Source organism: Streptomyces sp. BBFR51 (assembly GCF_044591655.1).
GTDB lineage: Bacteria > Actinomycetota > Actinomycetes > Streptomycetales > Streptomycetaceae > Streptomyces.
Genome location: NZ_CP172448.1, coordinates 4055599 through 4071113, shown reverse-complemented (window position 1 = coordinate 4071113; position 15515 = coordinate 4055599). Strand labels below are relative to the sequence as shown.

General features: G+C 72.5%; 15 protein-coding genes, 2 tRNA genes and 1 riboswitch. Of the genes, 9 read left to right on the top strand and 8 right to left on the bottom strand.

The annotated features are described in order from the left end of the window. Nucleotides 1-46: 46 nt before the first annotated feature. A tRNA-Lys gene (locus tag ACGH7X_RS18460) sits at nucleotides 47-119 on the top strand. Between the two features lie 49 nt (nucleotides 120-168). On the opposite strand, the gene ACGH7X_RS18455 is transcribed toward ACGH7X_RS18460, so the two are convergent. Further along, on the bottom strand, nucleotides 169-819 hold the full coding sequence (locus tag ACGH7X_RS18455; protein WP_399886450.1) for a carbonic anhydrase: 651 nt from the start codon (nucleotides 817-819) through the stop codon (nucleotides 169-171). A 112-nt stretch (nucleotides 820-931) separates the two neighbouring features. On the opposite strand from ACGH7X_RS18455, the gene ACGH7X_RS18450 reads away from it, so the two are divergent. Together ACGH7X_RS18450 and ACGH7X_RS18445 are read left to right on the top strand one after the other, a co-directional pair. Beyond that, entirely contained in the window at nucleotides 932-1291 is a 360-nt protein-coding gene (locus tag ACGH7X_RS18450) for an ArsR/SmtB family transcription factor (RefSeq protein ID WP_399886449.1), read from the top strand. Continuing rightward, nucleotides 1288-1470 (top strand): DUF6126 family protein, encoded by a 183-nt coding sequence (locus ACGH7X_RS18445; protein ID WP_399886448.1) that lies wholly within the window; start codon nucleotides 1288-1290, stop codon nucleotides 1468-1470. Before ACGH7X_RS18450 ends, ACGH7X_RS18445 begins: the two co-directional genes overlap by 4 nt. Nucleotides 1471-1503: 33 nt before the next feature. Here the strand turns inward: ACGH7X_RS18445 and ACGH7X_RS18440 are convergent, their stop codons facing one another. The 3 genes from ACGH7X_RS18440 to ACGH7X_RS18430 form a co-directional block, all read right to left on the bottom strand. Continuing rightward, the gene (locus ACGH7X_RS18440) at nucleotides 1504-1854 is read right to left on the bottom strand and encodes an ArsR/SmtB family transcription factor (RefSeq protein ID WP_399886447.1); all 351 of its coding nucleotides are present in this window, start codon (nucleotides 1852-1854) and stop codon (nucleotides 1504-1506) included. 139 nt (nucleotides 1855-1993) lie between these two features. Then, nucleotides 1994-2419 carry an ATP-binding protein gene (locus ACGH7X_RS18435; protein WP_399886446.1) on the bottom strand — a complete coding sequence of 142 codons (426 nt, stop codon included), beginning with the start codon at nucleotides 2417-2419 and terminating at the stop codon, nucleotides 1994-1996. Nucleotides 2420-2599: 180 nt separating this feature from the next. Next, nucleotides 2600-4339 (bottom strand): SulP family inorganic anion transporter, encoded by a 1740-nt coding sequence (locus ACGH7X_RS18430; RefSeq protein WP_399886445.1) that lies wholly within the window; start codon nucleotides 4337-4339, stop codon nucleotides 2600-2602. Between the two features lie 271 nt (nucleotides 4340-4610). Between ACGH7X_RS18430 and ACGH7X_RS18425 the strand changes: the two genes are divergently transcribed. The 5 genes from ACGH7X_RS18425 (at nucleotide 4611) to ACGH7X_RS18405 (ending at nucleotide 9819) form a co-directional block, all read left to right on the top strand. Then, nucleotides 4611-5741 (top strand): dihydrofolate reductase family protein, encoded by a 1131-nt coding sequence (locus tag ACGH7X_RS18425; protein WP_399886444.1) that lies wholly within the window; start codon nucleotides 4611-4613, stop codon nucleotides 5739-5741. Nucleotides 5742-5809: 68 nt separating this feature from the next. Then, nucleotides 5810-5883 (top strand) — tRNA-Met (locus ACGH7X_RS18420). Between the two features lie 184 nt (nucleotides 5884-6067). Then, a complete protein-coding gene (locus ACGH7X_RS18415; protein ID WP_399886443.1) occupies nucleotides 6068-7294 on the top strand; it encodes a PP2C family protein-serine/threonine phosphatase in 1227 nt (408 codons plus the stop codon). 224 nt (nucleotides 7295-7518) lie between these two features. Continuing rightward, nucleotides 7519-7675, top strand: a riboswitch (cyclic di-AMP (ydaO/yuaA leader). Nucleotides 7676-7686: 11 nt separating this feature from the next. Beyond that, the gene (locus tag ACGH7X_RS18410) at nucleotides 7687-8739 is read left to right on the top strand and encodes a M23 family metallopeptidase (protein ID WP_399886442.1); all 1053 of its coding nucleotides are present in this window, start codon (nucleotides 7687-7689) and stop codon (nucleotides 8737-8739) included. A 132-nt stretch (nucleotides 8740-8871) separates the two neighbouring features. After that, nucleotides 8872-9819: an aldo/keto reductase gene (locus ACGH7X_RS18405; RefSeq protein ID WP_399886441.1), complete on the top strand. Its 948-nt coding sequence runs from the start codon at nucleotides 8872-8874 to the stop codon at nucleotides 9817-9819. Between the two features lie 7 nt (nucleotides 9820-9826). Here ACGH7X_RS18405 and ACGH7X_RS18400 read toward each other — a convergent pair whose 3' ends face one another. Continuing rightward, complete coding sequence (locus ACGH7X_RS18400) at nucleotides 9827-11233, bottom strand: PrsW family intramembrane metalloprotease (RefSeq protein WP_399886440.1); 1407 nt, start codon at nucleotides 11231-11233, stop codon at nucleotides 9827-9829. A gap of 10 nt (nucleotides 11234-11243) precedes the next feature. Further along, nucleotides 11244-12131 (bottom strand): tRNA (guanosine(46)-N7)-methyltransferase TrmB, encoded by an 888-nt coding sequence (gene trmB, locus ACGH7X_RS18395; RefSeq protein ID WP_399886439.1) that lies wholly within the window; start codon nucleotides 12129-12131, stop codon nucleotides 11244-11246. A 136-nt stretch (nucleotides 12132-12267) separates the two neighbouring features. Here trmB and ACGH7X_RS18390 point away from each other — a divergent pair, with 136 nt between their 5' ends. Beyond that, nucleotides 12268-12714: a Dabb family protein gene (locus ACGH7X_RS18390; protein ID WP_399886438.1), complete on the top strand. Its 447-nt coding sequence runs from the start codon at nucleotides 12268-12270 to the stop codon at nucleotides 12712-12714. On the opposite strand, the gene lhgO is transcribed toward ACGH7X_RS18390, so the two are convergent. Both lhgO and ACGH7X_RS18380 read right to left on the bottom strand, forming a co-directional pair. After that, nucleotides 12711-13943 (bottom strand): L-2-hydroxyglutarate oxidase, encoded by a 1233-nt coding sequence (lhgO, locus tag ACGH7X_RS18385; protein ID WP_399886437.1) that lies wholly within the window; start codon nucleotides 13941-13943, stop codon nucleotides 12711-12713. The genes ACGH7X_RS18390 and lhgO overlap by 4 nt on opposite strands. A gap of 97 nt (nucleotides 13944-14040) precedes the next feature. Next, on the bottom strand, nucleotides 14041-15462 hold the full coding sequence (locus tag ACGH7X_RS18380) for an MFS transporter (RefSeq protein WP_399886436.1): 1422 nt from the start codon (nucleotides 15460-15462) through the stop codon (nucleotides 14041-14043). Nucleotides 15463-15515 lie beyond the last annotated feature (53 nt).

Genomic DNA, 15515 nt, shown 5'->3' with positions numbered 1-15515 from the left:
ATGCTCGGTGTGGCAACATCACGCAGCACCGCGCGACACAACGCCTGGGCCCTTAGCTCAATTGGCAGAGCAGTGGACTTTTAATCCATTGGTTGTGGGTTCGAGTCCCACAGGGCCTACCCGTCGGACCCCGGTTCAGAGAACGACTGAGCTGGGGTCCCGTCCGTCTCAGCCCGTCGACCGGCCGGACGGATCCTCGTCGTCGAGTCCGCGCGCGGCCACGCGGTGCACCGTTCCGTCGGCCAGCCGGTAGGAGAGGCCTACGACCGCGCAGCGGCCGGCGGCCAACTCGTCGGCCAGCAGCACCGAGCGTCCCACCAGTCCGTCGACGGTGCGTCGGATGTGCTCGTCCACGAACTCGTCGACTTCGGTGTGGCCCAGGGCGCGTGCCGCGAGCACGCTGGGCATCACGCGTTCCACCACGTCCCCGATGTATCCCGGGGGTGAGGCGCCCCCGCGCTCGGCGTCGGAGGCCGCGGTGACCGCGCCGCAGGAGTCGTGGCCGAGCACCACCACGAGCGGTGCGCCCAGTACCGCGATCCCGTACTCGATGCTGCCGAGTACCTCCGCGCCGGACACGTGGCCGGCCGTACGGACGACGAAGAAGTCTCCCAGCCCCCGGTCGAAGATGATCTCCGCCGCGAGCCGCGAGTCCGAGCAGCCGAAGAGCACGGCGAACGGACGCTGCCGCGGCGCGAGTTCCGACCGGCGGTCGGCGTCCTGGTTGGGGTGCGAGCGGTCGCCCTGGACGAAGCGGGCGTTGCCCTCCAACAGAGCGGCGTATGCCTCGAGGGGTGAGGACCAGCGGAGATCAGGCATACCGGCAACCTACCGGCCGGCCACGTCCCTGTAGACTTGAAGAGTTCTTCAATTGGTGAGTTGCTCTGATGCGCAGAATGCCGCGATACGGCGTGGACGGGAGGTGACCGGGATGCCGGTTCCGCTGTACGAGGCGAAGGCCGACTTCTTCCGGATGCTGGGCCACCCCGTGCGCATCCGGGTGCTGGAGCTGCTGCAGGACGGACCGAGGCCGGTCCGCGAGCTGCTCGCCGCGATCGAGGTCGAGCCGTCGAACCTGTCCCAGCAGCTCGCCGTCCTGCGCCGCGCGGGCATCGTCACCGCGACTCGCACCGGCTCCACCGTCGTCTACGAACTGGCCGGCGGGGACGTGGCCGACCTGCTGGCCGCCGCCCGCCGGGTCCTGTCCGTCCTGATAGCGGGACAGCAGCGGCTGCTGGAGGAACTGCGCGCCACGGGCCCGACAGTGGAATCCGGAGGACGATCCGCATGAGCCGGGAGAGCGGCGAGGCGCAGCCCGGCGGCGAGCGCCGCAAGAAGGAGCGGAACACCGCGGAGCGCAGGTTCGAGCGGGGCGTCGCGATCCGGGCGGGCTTCTACATCTTCGGCACGCACCTGCTCGCCGGTTTCATCTGGTTGCTCTTCTACGTGGGCGAACACGCCCACAAATGACCGGGGTACCGTCACTCACGCCCCGAGTCCGCTCTATGCGGGCGGCCCCGTCCGGGGCAGGTCGGCCCGGAGGTCCGCGAGCAGCTCCGCCTGACCGGCGAGCACGCCGGAGAGGATGCCGCGTGCGACCCTGAGCAGCTCGGCGACCTGAGGGCTGGTCAGGGAGTAGTACACGGTCGACCCCTCCTTGCGGGACACCACCAGGTTCGCCCGGCGCAGTACCGCGAGCTGCTGGGACAGGTGCGCCGGCTCGATCCCCACCTCGGGCAGCATCTCCGCCACCGCGTGTTCCCGCTCGCTCAGCAGCTCGAGTACGCGGATGCGCGCCGGGTGGCCGAGCGTTTTGAAGAACTCGGCCTTCAACTGGTACAGCGGCGTGCTCATCGTGCCATCGCCTTCCTCGCACCCCGTCGGCGCGACCCAGTCGGCCGGTCCAGGGCGCGTCGCGCCCGCCCCATCCTCATCAGCATGCCGCCCATCCTCGCCCGAGCGACCCCTCGGGCCCAATCACACGGTCGGACGATCACAGGGGAAGAGTGATCCAGATGCTCTTGCCCCGGTCGTCGCTGTCGCCGCGGACGACCGCGGTGCCGCCCAGGCCGGTGGTCAGCTCCATGACGGTCGCCAGACCCCCGGACGGGTTCACGGCGGCCGCGCCGGACAGCAGCGGCTGGTGCGGATGCCGGTCGTGCACCGCGAAGGCCAGGCAGTCCGCGCCGGCCGAATAGATGACGGTCACCTGCTCGGACGGCGGCGCGGCATGCCGGACGCTGTTGGTGACAAGCTCGCTGAGGATCAGCAGGGCGGGCCCCACGCTGGGATGGTTCGCGTTGACTCCCCACTCGGCGAACGCCTGCTCGGCGGTCTCCCGGGCCAGCCGGACGGCGGAGGGCTCGGTGGGCAGGGTGAGCACGTGCCGGTGGGGCAGGGGTTCGAGCAGGGCGTTCATCGCGTCTCCAGGTGGGCGGTGTCGTCGGGGTCGCTGATCACGTCGGGCGGACCGGTCGTGGTGACGGACCGGCCGGTGCCGATACCGGTACCGCGGTCGGTTCCGGTTCCGGTGCCGATACCGGTGCGGGTGCGGTTCCCGTCGACCGGGCCCGTCGGCGGAGGCGGTGTGCCCGTGTGCTCATCGCCCCGCTTCTTCCGCTTCTGCTTCTGCTTCCGCGGTCCGGGAGACCTGGGCCGGCAGGGCGGGCAGTACACCCTCGTACTCCAGATGCGTCCGAGCCGCCCGGATCGCCTCCGGCGTGGTCGGGTACTCGCTGCCTCCCAGCCGGAGCAGCTCCAGCGCCCCCACCGCGTCCAGCACCTGGCGCTGACCGGGGCGGATGCCGGAGGCCGTGACGGCGATGCCGCGTCGGTTCAGCTTCTCCACCGCGTCCTTCAGCACCAGGGCGCCGGTGGCGTCGATCGTGGTCACCCTCGACATGCGCAGGACGACGACCCGGACGTCGGCGATGTCGGCGAGCTCCAGCAGGAACCGGTGGGCGGCGGCGAAGAACAGCGGCCCGTCGAGGCGGTACGCCACGATGTGCTCGGCCAGCAGCGCGTGTTCCTCGGCGCTGTGGTCCCCCCGGTCCAGCGGCACCTCGTCCAGGCGGGCCTGCACCGCGACCGCCCGCAGGGCCAGCGCGCCCGCCACCACGAGGCCGATGACCACGGCGTAGACCAGGTCGAGCGCCAGCGTGGCCACGGCGGTGAGCACGAGGATCAGCGCGTCCGAGCGGGTGGCCCCGGCCATGGCCCTCAGGGAGCCGACCTCGACCATCCGGACGGCCGTCGCCAGCAGCACACCCGCGAGCGCGGCCAGTGGAATCCTGGAGACGAGGGGAGCGAGGGTGAAGACGATCACGGCCAGGACGGCGGCGTGGGAGAGGGAGGCCAGCCGGGAGCTCGCGCCGGTCCGGACGTTGACGGCGGTCCGGGCGATCGCGCCGGTCGCCGGGACACCGCCGAACAGGGGCGCGGCGATGTTCGCCAGCCCTTGCCCGAACAGCTCCCGGTCCGGGTCGTGCTTCTGGCCGACCGTCATCCCGTCGGCGACCGAGGCCGACAGCAGCGACTCCAGGGCGGCCAGCGCCGCCACCGCCACCGCCGGCGCGAGCAAGGAGCCGAGGGCGGCGGGGTCGAGGAAGGCCACGGAGGGCGCGGGCAGCCCCGCCGGGAGGTCGCCGATCGGCCGGGCGGCGTCGAGGCCGGCGAGCTGCGCGACCACGGTGGCCGCGATCACCGCGAGGATCGAGAAGGGCACCTTGGGCCACCGGCGGGCCCCGGCCACCATGACGGCCGCGACCGCCAGAGCGAGGGCGACCGCGGTCCAGTTCGGGTGCTGCGCGAACTCCCGCAGCGCGCGCCAGGTGACGACCAGCACCCGCTCGCCCTCGGGCTTGTCCACTCCCAGCGCGTTCGGAACCTGCTGCAGCGCGATTACGCAGGCGATGCCGAGTGTGAAGCCCTCGACCACCGGCGCGGGTACGTACCGCATGTATTTGCCGGCCCGCAGCACCGCCAGCACGACGAGCATCACGCCCGCCATGACGCCGACCGTGAGCACCCCCGAGGGCCCGTGTTCGGCGACGATCGGCACCAGGACCACCGTCATCGCGCCCGTCGGCCCGGACACCTGGAGATTCGATCCGCCGAACACCGCGGCCAGTGCCCCCGCGACCACCGCGGTCGCCAGCCCCGCTTCCGCGCCGAGACCGGACGAGACCCCGAAGCCCAGCGCGAGCGGCAGCGCGACGATCGCCACCGTCAGTCCGGCCAGCAGATCCCGGCGCGGAGTCCGGCGCACCTGCGCCATGTCGTCGCGTGCGGGCAGCAGTGCCGTGAGCCGGGCTCCCAGCGAAACGATCGCCGCCCTCATCACTCCTCGCCTTCCCGACGGTGCCCCCCACCGGAGGACACGGAGATCCAGGTCCGCGACCGTCCGCGGAGCCAGACAAGACAGCATCTAATGAATTGCAAACTTTCGCAATTCCGCATCCAAGCGCGCTCCGCCCCCACGTGCGCGGGTCGCGGAGCCGGGAAGGGCGGCGCCCGACCGCGGCCGGACGCGGTGAGCCCCGACGACAGTGCGGGCGCCTAGGGTTGCCCCGCCAAAACCCGTCACACGCTCGCCTTCTGGGAGTACTCGCATGCCCCTCCCGTACGTCCTCCTCTCCGCCGCCGTCTCCCTCGACGGCTACCTGGACGACACCGGACCCGACCGGCTCCTGCTGTCCGGCCCCGCCGACTTCGACCGGGTCGACGAGGTGCGGGCCTCCGTGGACGCGATCCTGATCGGTGCCGGCACGATCCGGGCCGACAATCCGCGGCTGCTGGTGAACTCGGCCGAGCGGCGGGCGGCGCGGGTCGCGGACGGGAAGGCGGAGTACCCGCTCAAGGTCGCCGTCAGTGGCAGTGGCGAGCTGGACCCGGCGGCGCGGTTCTGGCACACCGGCGGGGACAAGGTGCTGCTGACCACCGACGACGGCGCCCTGCGGGCCCGCGCGCTGGGGATCGCCGCCGATGTCGTGCCCCTGGGCCCGGTCCTCGACTGGCGGGCGGCCCTCGAGTACCTGCACGACCGGCGCGGAGTGCGGCGGCTCATGGTCGAAGGAGGCGGGAGCGTCCACACCCAGCTGTTGCGGCAGGAGCTCGCCGACGAGCTGCAGCTCGTCCTCGCGCCGCTGCTCGTGGGGGACCCGGACGCACCCCGGCTGTTCGGACCCGGTGCCTACCAGGGCGGGCGGCTGCGGCTGGTGGAGTCGCGGCCGATCGAGGACGTGGTGCTGAACCGGTACCTGCCCACCGCGCCCGGCACCGGCGACCGCGTGGCCGCCGCCGACCGGCACTGGCTGGCGCTCGCCTGTGAACTGGCCGAGCTGTGCCCGCCGTCGGACACCGCGTTCAGCGTGGGGGCCGTCGTGGTCGCCGCCGACGGGACGGAGCTGGCCCGGGGGTATTCGCGGGAGGGCGGCGACCCCGTCGTGCACGCCGAGGAGGCCGCGCTCGCCAAGGTCGACCCCACCGACCCTCGGCTCGCGGCCGCCACCGTCTACAGCAGCCTGGAGCCCTGCGCCCGCCGCGCCTCCCGGCCCGCGCCCTGCGCCCGGCTGATCCTCGACGCCGGGGTGCGCCGCGTGGTTACGGCCTGGCGCGAGCCGGACACCTTCGTGCCGGGGGCGAACGGCAGCGGAGTGCTCGCCGCCGGGGGCGCCGTCGTCGTCGTACTGCCCGAGTACGAGGAGCGCGCGAAGGCGCCCAACCGCCACCTGGAGGGATAGGGAACCGTCACGGGAGATACCGATGTGCATTCCGCCCCCGGGATGACGTACAGTGGTGAACACAACGACGCGGGGTGGAGCAGCTCGGTAGCTCGCTGGGCTCATAACCCAGAGGTCGCAGGTTCAAATCCTGTCCCCGCTACTGAAGGCCGAGGGCCGGAATCCGAAAGGGTTCCGGCCCTCGGTGCGTTTCGCCACGCGGCGTCATTCGGTCGGCCCCTCACCGCTCGCCCCCCGCCCCCGCTCCGGGAAACCTGGAGTACGGGACGGCAGCGAGCGGCGTGGACGTGCGGGGTGGCGGGAGACGAGTGGTGCGGCCAGGTGACGTGGACGACGAGGGAGCGAAGGCCAGAGCCGGCGGCCGACTCCCCGGAGATCCCGTGCCCGACCCCGGCCTGGGCCTCGGCGACGAGGCGCGGCCCGTGCCGCCCGCCGGGCCACCGCCGCGCCGGCGGACCAGGTACATGCGGGCCTTCGTACGCGTGCTCCCCGTGCTGCTGATCGTCGTCGCCATCCTGTACGACACCTTCACCCCGAGGTACTTCACCGCCGGCCCCCTCTACACGGCCGCGCCCCTGGTCGCCGCCCCGATCTACTCGCGGCGCGGCACGGCGCTCACCGGCGTCGCGGTGGTCGCCGCGGTCATCGGGCTGCAGATCGGCAAGGGCGTCATCCACTACGTCGACTCCCTCACCGAGCTGATCACCATCGCGACGGTCGCCGTCCTCGCCGTCCTCGTGAACGGCCTCGTGCGCCGCACCGACGAGCGCCTCGTCTCCGTCCGCGAGATCGCCGAGGCCGCCCAGCGCGCCGTACTGCCCGAACCCGCCGAGCGGATCGCCGGCTTCGAGATCGCCGCCTCCTACGAGGCCGCGCAGGCCGACGCGTTCATCGGCGGCGACCTGTACGCCGTGCAGGACAGCGCCCGCGGCGTCCGGCTCATCGTCGGGGACGTGCGCGGCAAGGGCATGGGCGCGGTGGCCGCCGTCGCCGTCGTGATCGGCGCCTTCCGGGAGGCGGCCGAGCAGGAGGCGACACTGGAGGCGGTGGCGCAACGGCTGGAGCGGGCGCTGGCGCGCGAGGGCACCCGGCGGGACGGGCTGGACGCCTTCGAGGGCTTCACCACCGCCGTCCTCGCCGAACTCCCGCACGGCGACGGCATCGTGCGCATCGTCAACCGCGGCCACCCGCCGCCCCTGCTGCTCTACGCCGACGGCACCCTGGGCCCGCTGCCCGCCCGCGAGTCGGCGCTGCCGCTAGGCATGGGCGACCTGGGTGTGTGGCCCGACCGGGCGGAGGAGGTCGCCTTCCCCGGTGGGGCCACACTCCTGCTCTACACCGACGGGCTGTCCGAAGCCCGGGACGCGAAGGGTGAGTTCTACGATCCGCACGCGCGGCTGGCCGGCCGCGTCTTCCGTCATCCGGCGAAGCTCCTCGACACCCTCGCCGAGGACGTGCGCCACCACTCCGGGGGCGGCATGGCGGACGACATGGCGCTGCTCGCCGTACGGCGTCCCCGACACGGCGATCATGATCATTGTCACCAGTCGTGACGGAACGACCTCCCTCCGCATAACAACTGACGTACCGTCAGAACAAAGACGCGTGAACGGGAATACCGGGGTCGGGTCAACTCGCCCGTTTTTCACCGGCTGTGAGGTGTACGTCCCAGCCGTTTCCGTTAATGATCAAGAGGAACAGCTTGGAATCCGAGCCCCGCGTCTATTAACGTTCGATAACGCAGCGCGGTCGTCCCAGCCGTCACAGAAGGCGGCTCCGTGCGCACGCGCCGAATTCCGCAAGGGAACCGGGGAACCACCACATTGGGGTGAATCGGGCGTTTGACGCCGTGGAGACACGGTCGGCACACGCGCGTAGGAGACCTTCCTGCTCCGAACCCGTCAGCTAACCCGGTAGGCGAAAGGAAGGAAAGGAGTACGCCCACGTGGCGTCAAACCGGCCTGCCCCCGAGGCCCCGTTCGTGCCGACCCGGCACGACACCGACACCTTCGGCTACGACGGCCCCGAGGGCCCGCGCACCGAAGAGGGCCCCTGGGAGGAGTGGAATCCCACCGCGGATTCCATCCGTCCCGTACGCGGCCGGCACCGCGTCGCCAAGCAGCGCGGCGGGCTCGCCCGCAGCTCCACCGTCCTCGGCGTAGGCGTCATAGCGGCCGTCGGCGCGGGCGGCATGGCCAGCGCGCAGACCGGCAAGCCGCCGGTGTCGATCTCCATGCCGGACCTGCCGAACGTCGGCTCGCTCATCTCCGGCGACGACGAGGCGACCGAGCCCGAGGGTTCCGCCACCCCGCTCAGCGGCATCGGCCAGGCCGCCGCCGCGGACACCACGCAGACCGCCGCCACCACCGACGCCGGTGAGTCGCTGCGGGCCCGGATCATGGCGCAGGCCGAGCAGCAGCAGGCCCAGGTGGAGACCAAGGCCGCCGCCGAAGCCGCCGCCGCGGCCGAGAAGAAGGCCGAGGCAGCCGCCGCCAAGGCGGAGAAGGAGGCCGAGGCCAAGGCCGCCGCCGCCAAGAAGAAGGCGGAGGAGGAGGCCGCGAAGAAGGCCGAGGCCGAGCGGCTCGCGGAGCTGGCCAAGCAGTACACGCTGCCGACCTCCTCGTACACGATCTCCTCGACGTTCAACCAGGCCGGCTCCCTCTGGGCCTCCGGCCACCACACCGGCCTCGACTTCGCCGCACCCACGGGCACGCTGCTCAAGGCGGTGCACAGCGGCACGATCACGTCGGCCGGCTGGGACGGGTCGTACGGCTACAAGACCGTGCTCACCCTCGACGACGGCACCGAGCTCTGGTACGCGCACCAGTCCTCCATCAACGTCAGCGTCGGCCAGCAGGTCACCACCGGTGACGTCATCGGCCGCGTCGGCGCCACCGGCAACGTCACGGGCGCCCACCTCCACCTCGAGGTCCACACCGACGGCGGCACCGGCATCGACCCGATGGCCTGGCTGCAGGGCAAGGGCCTCACTCCCTGACCCACACCGTCTCCACCCCCGCTGGTCCCCGGCGGTCCTGACGGCGACCCCCCGACGCCAGGGCTGCCGGTTTGCGGGGTTTTTGCGCGTCCGCCGGAATGGTCCTCTCCGGTGCGGTGGTTGACGTCCTACATGACTTCTCTGCGCAAGCTCGGCTCCTCCGACCTCGAGGTCTTCCCCCTCGCCCTCGGCGGCAACGTCTTCGGCTGGACCGCCGACCAGGACCAGTCCTTCGCCGTCCTGGACGCCTACACGGCGGCCGGCGGCAACTTCGTCGACAGCGCCGACTCCTACTCCGCCTGGGTCGACGGCAACAGCGGCGGCGAGTCAGAGACCGTCCTCGGCGCGTGGCTCGCGGCCCGCGGCAACCGCGACGACGTCGTCCTCGCCACCAAGGTCAGCCAGCACCCCGACTACCCGGGACTCACCGCCGCGAACATCGAGGCCGCCGCCGACGCCTCGCTGCGCCGCCTGGGCACCGACCACATCGACCTCTACTACACCCACTTCGACAAGCCCGAGGTGCCGGTCGAGGAGATCATCGGCGCGCTCGACGCGCTGGTGAAGGCCGGCAAGGTGCGGCACATCGCCGCGTCCAACATCTCCGCCGAGCGGCTCGCGGCGTCCCTGGAGTTCTCCGACCGCGAGGGACTCGCCCGCTACGTGGCCCTCCAGCCCCACTACAACCTGGTCTCCCGCGACACCTACGAGGGAGAGCTGCGCGATCTCGCCGAGCAGGCGGGCCTGGCCGCCGTGCCGTACTACGCGCTCGCGGCCGGTTTCCTCACCGGCAAGTACCGGCCCGGTGCGGCCGTCGACAGCCCGCGGGCGGGCGGTGCGGCGAAGCACCTGGAGACCGAGCGCGGCCGGCGGGTGCTCACGGCCCTGGACGAGATCGCCGAGGCCCACGACGCTCCCGTCGCCACGGTCGCCCTGGCCTGGCTCGCCGCCCAGCCGACCGTCGCCGCGCCGATCGCGTCCGCGCGCACGGTGGAGCAGCTGCCGGCGCTGCTGGGCGTGGCGGAGCTGCGCCTGACGCAGGACGAGGTCGCGAGGCTGACACGGGCGTCGTCGGCCTGAGCGGGCGCTACGGCCGGTAGGGACCGGGCGGCGCGTAAGGGGCCTGCGGGGAGTGCGCGGAGGGCGCGGAGTGCGGTCCGTACGGGGTGTAGGGGGTGTGCGGGGCGTAGGGGGCGTACGCGGTCCTGGGCGGGTACGGCGTCGGGTGGCCGCCGCCGTAGGGCCCGTACGGGTACGCCCACGGCGGTACCGGCCGGGGTGCGGGCGGGGCCGTGGCCCGGGCCGCGTAGTCCAGCGCCGGGCGCGCGACGCCTCGCAGGTGCCACAGGGCGTTCAGCAGTTCGCGCTCCCGTGCGGTGAAGTCGGTGCCGGCCCTGCCCCGGCGCCCACGCCCGCGCAGGAACGCGAGTGAGGTCGCGCAGGCCTCGTACCGCGCCACCGCCCGCGCCCCCTCCTTCCCGGCGTGCCGGCGCGCGTGCTGCCGGGCGATGCGCCGGGCCCGCATCGAGCCGAGCGCGTACGGCTCCGCGGGGGTGAGCCACCCGGCCACGACGTACGCGGGCAGCTCGGCCCGTACGGTGCCCAGCTCGCGCTGCCGGGTCCAGATCACCAGCCAGGTCAGCAGGCCGAACGACGGCACCATGAACGCCGCGTACACGGCGAAGAAGCCGTACTCGCCGAACGCGGCCGAGCCGTTCCACAGCGCGTGCATGCCCATCGCGAGCAGCAGTCCGGCGAACGGGAGCAGGGCTCGGCGCAGGCGGTGCCCGCCCGTCGAGAGCGCGGCGATGCCGAAGCCGATGCCGGTGAGCACGGTGAACAGCGGGTGCGCGAACGGTGCCATCACCACACGGACGAAGAAGGTCGCCGCGGTGACGGAGGCGATGCCGCTGTCGCCGGTGAGCTGGTCGGTGCCGAAGGCGGTGCCCAGGTAGAGGATGTTCTCGGTGAAGGCGAAGCCGGTGGCGGTGACCCCGGCGACGACCACGCCGTCGACGATGCCGGTGAAGTCCCGTCTGCGGAAGAGGAACACCAGGAGGACGGCGGCGGCCTTGGCGGACTCCTCGACGACCGGGGCTATGACCGTGGCGCCCAGCGTGTCCGCGCCGGCCGGGTCGGCGGTCGCGGTCGCTATCCAGCGCGTCGCGAAGCTGTTGGCGACGATCGCTATCAGCGCCGCCGCGCAGGCGCCCCAGGCGAAGCAGAACAGCAGGTTGCGCCAGGGGCCGGGATCGACCCGGTCCAGCCAGCGGAACGCGGCCAGGAGCAGCGGCACGGGCAGCACCGCCAGGCCGAGTCCCACCAGGAAGCCCTGCGTGCCCGTCTGTTCGCGGACCAGGGCCAGGATCACCAGGCCGGAGAGCGCGAGCAGGGTGATCAGTGCGCCGTAACGCACCCAGGTGCGCTGCCACCAGTGCGTATGCCGGTGCGGATGCGTGGGCGGACGCGTCGGATACGGGGGACAGGTGGCCACGGCATGGACCCTAACCGGTGGGGGGCTGCTCCTTGAGCTGATCGCGGTGCTGGTCGCGGTACTGATCGCGGTGCTGATCGCGGTGCTGATCGCCGTGGGGTACGCGGCGGAAGAGCAAGTCGTTCACCACATGTCCCTTCTCCAGTCCCTGGCCCTCGAAACGGGTCCGCGGCCGGTGGGCGGGGCGCGGCGCGAAACCGCCCCCGGGCACGGTGTTCTCGAAGGCGGGGTGCGCGGTGAGCACGTCCAGCATCTGCTCGGCGTACGGCTCCCAGTCGGTGGCGCAGTGCACGACGGCCCCCGGTGCGAGCCGGGTCGCGGCCAGGTCCAGGAACTCCGGCTGGATCAGCCGGCGCTTGTGGTGGCGCTTCTTGGGCCAGGGGTCCGGGAAGTAGACGCGCAGTCCGGCGAGGGAGTCGGGGGCGAGCATCTCGCGCATGAGGATGATCGCGTCGCCGTTGCCCACCCGGACGTTGGCCAGTTCGTTGCGCTCCGCGAGACCCAGCAGGTTGCCCTGGCCCGGGGTGTGGACGTCCACGGCCAGGATGTTGGTGTCCGGATCGGCGGCGGCCATCTGCGCGGTGGCCTCGCCCATGCCGAAGCCGACCTCCAGGACGACGGGGCGGGCGTTGCCGAACAGTTCGGCGAGGTCGATGACCCGCTGCCCGTCGATGTCCAGGCCCCACCGGGGCCACAGCCGCTGGAGCGCGTCCGCCTGCCCGGCGGTCACCCGACTGCGACGGGGCTGGAAACTCCGGATCCGCCGCTCGAAGTGCGACCCGGCGGGATCGGCCTTCGGCCCGTCGGGGAAACGGGGCTCGCCCTTGGCGCGGACGTGCCGCAGGGAGGTCCCCATCGAGGGCGGGGGAGCTTCGGGGGTGTGGTGGGAGTCAGACACAATGCGTCGATTTTACGGTGCGACGGCATCACTCCATGTACGCGGCGGCGATGGACTACTGGATTCGTTATAGGGTATAACTAGAGCGAGAGAGGGAAACATTTCGTCCGCCCTTCCGACCTGGAGGAGAACCGCCGTGATTCATCACCAGATCCGCCTCGCCATGCGCCCCGACGCACCGCAGGACAAGGTCGAGGAGGCGCTCGACATGCTCCGCAGGATGGGGCGCGAGATCGATGCCGTCGCGTACTGGACGGTCGGGCGCGACGTGGGCGGTGACTTCGACTACGGAGCGATGTTCGCCGTGCAGGACATCGAGGCCTACCGGGCGTACATGCTCGCTCCGCTGCACCGGCAGGTCGACGAGATCGGGCTGCCGCTGGTGAGGAACATGGTGTCCCACGACCTGACCGACGACGAGGACCCGGCCACGGGCGACCTCATCCGGCAGATCCACGCCGAGCGCTTCGCCGGGGACCCCGCCCTCGTCGCCCTGATCGAAGGCCTCGGCTCGTACGAGGGCAGCAGCGCGCCGGGGCGCGGGGAGGAGCCGGGCACCTCCGACCAGGCCACCTCCGACTAGTCCGTCCCGAGCATCGCCAGCGCCCTGCGTGCCACTTCCCGGCCGACGGGGAGGGAGGCGGTCGCCGCGGGCGACGGCGCGTTCAGGACGTGCACCGCGTGGGCGCCCTCCTTGATCAGGAAGTCGTCCACCAGCGTCCCGTCCGCCAGCACCGCCTGTGCCCGCACGCCGGCCGGCGCGGCGACCAGGTCGCCTTCGGTCACCGCCGGCAGCAGCCTGCGTACGGCCGCGGTGAACGCGCGCCTGGACAGCGACCGCCGCAGTTCGCCCGCCCCGTATCTCCAGTGCCTCCGGGCTATGTGCCACGAACCCGGCCAGGCCAGGGTCGCGCCCAGCTCGCGGGGGCGCACCACGCCCCAGTCGTAGCCCTCGCGGGCCAGCGCCGGCACCGCGTTCGGCCCGAGGTGCACGCCTCCGTCGATCCCGCGGGTCAGATGCACCCCGAGGAACGGGAACGCCGGATCCGGCACCGGATACACCAGGCCCCGCACCAGCTCGGGCCGCGCCAGCTCGTAGTACTCGCCCCGGAAGGGGACGATCCGCATGCCGGGGTCGTCCCCGGTGAGCCGGGCGATCTCGTCGCAGTGCAGCCCGCCGCAGTTGACCATGACCCGGGCCCGGAGCACCTCCCCGGCGCCCGTGCGCACGGCGACCCCGAGACGGGGGCGCCGGTCGATGCGGCGCACCTCGGCGCCGTAGCGGATCTCCGCGCCGGACGCCCGGGCCAGCTGCCGGGCCACGCCGACGTAGTCGCAGACGCCGGTCGTGCCGACGTGTATGGCGGCGAGGCCGCGCACCTCGGGCTCGTACTCCTGGATCTGGGCGGCGCCCAGCTCGCGCACCGGTATGCCGTTCTCCCGGCCGCGCTGGACGAGGGCGTGCAGGCGGGGCAGCTCGGCGCGCTCCGTGGCGACGATCAGCTTGCCGGTGACGGCGTGGGCGATGCCGTACTCGGCGCAGAACTTGACCATCTCGGCGGCGCCCCGGACCGCGTAGCGGGCCTTGAGCGAGTCCGGGCGGTAGTAGACACCGCTGTGGATGACGCCGCTGTTGCGGCCCGTCTGGTGGCGGGCCGGGCCCGGCTCCTTCTCCAGGACCGTGACACGGGTGCCCGGCGCGGCGCGCGTGATCGCGTACGCCGTGGACAGGCCGACGATTCCGCCGCCGATCACCAGCACGTCGCTGTCGTAGCCGATGCTCCGCGCGATCCCGGTCCGCGCTCGTTCCATCTCCGGCCCACCTCCCGGCTTCGATAGTGCACTGCGCCACTGACAATGCCCTCAAACCCGGAAGGGGGCGGTGGATCAGGCCGGAGTCAGGCCGGAGTCATGCCGGAGTCACGAGGAGGGGTCGGGCGCGCTCGCGCAGTTCCACGACGCGCGGCTCGTCGCCGTAGGGCTCCAGGCGGTGCAGGAGGTCCTTGACGTACTCGGTGGTGCGGGCCGAGGAGATGCGGCCGGCCACCTCGACCGCCCGCACCCCCTGCTCGCAGGCCGCGTCCAGATTGCCGGACTCCAGCTCCGCCACCGCCGAGACGACCAGTCTGAGGCCGTGCGAGCGTACGAACTCCTCCGTCGGTTTCGACAGGGCCTGCTCGGTGAAGCGACGCACCTGGCGTGGTGCCTTCAGGTCGCGGTAGCACTCGGCCGCGTCGGCGGCGAACCGGTCGTAGGAGTAGAAACCCAGCCACGTCGGGTCGCTGTCGCCGGGGCGGGCGCGCTCCAGCCAGCTCTCGGCGGCCTTCAGGGCGGCGCCGGCCGCCGCCGCGTCGCTCGCCCGCGCGTGGGCGCGGGCCTCGACCAGGCGGAAGAAGCTCATGGTGCGGGCCGTGGCCAGCCCGCGGTTGCGCTCCAGGGCGGCCTGGGCCAGGTCGACGCCCTCGTCGCCGAAACCGCGGTAGGTCGCCTGCAGCGACATCGAGGCCAGGACGTAACCGCCCAGGGGTACGTCCGCCGCCGCGCGGGCCAGGCGCAGGGCCTGGATGTAGTACCGCTGTGCCGCCTCCTGCTGGCCGGTGTCGAAGGCCATCCACCCGGCCAGGCGGGTCAGTTCGGCCGAGGCGCCGAACAGGGCGCGGCCGACCTCGTCGGAGTAGGAGCCGAGGAGCAGCGGCGCCGCCTCGACGCGCAAGCACTCGGGGACCATCGACGAACGCCAGTCGCCGCCCCCGTACTTGGAGTCCCAGCGCCGGGCGTCCTCGGCGGCCTCGCGCAGCTTCTGCACATCACTGTGGCCGACTTTGAGCGGTGCGCCGGAGCCCTCGGCCGGGCTCACGTCGCGCGCCACCGAGCTGTCGGCCGGGGTTATGAGCCATCGCGAGGCGGGTGTGGCATATGCGCTCACCGCGAACGATCCGGCGAGCGACTGCCAGATGCCGCCGCCGGCCCGGCGGCCGGCGAGGTCGAGACGGTACAGCTCGGTGGCGGACCTGACCGCCTGGCCGACGTCCCGGGGGAAGGCGAGGCCCACTTCGGGGGCGGGGTCCGCGTCCGCCAGGCCGATCTCGTGGAGCGGCACCGGGCGGCCGAGCTTCTGGCCGATGGCGGCGGCGATGAGGTGCGGTGCCGCACCCTGCGGCACCATCCCCTTCGACACCCAGCGCGCCACCGACGTCTTGTCGTAGCGAAGTGTCAACCCGCGTTGGGCGCCGAGGTCGTTGACGCGCCGGGCGAGTCCTGCGTTGCTGATTCCCGCGAGGGCGAGAACGGCGCCGAGCTTTTCGTTCGGCCCGCGTTGCTCCCTGGACATGCGCCACCCCTCGACACAGACGGCTGCCGCGCTGGCATAACCATGCGGCATTC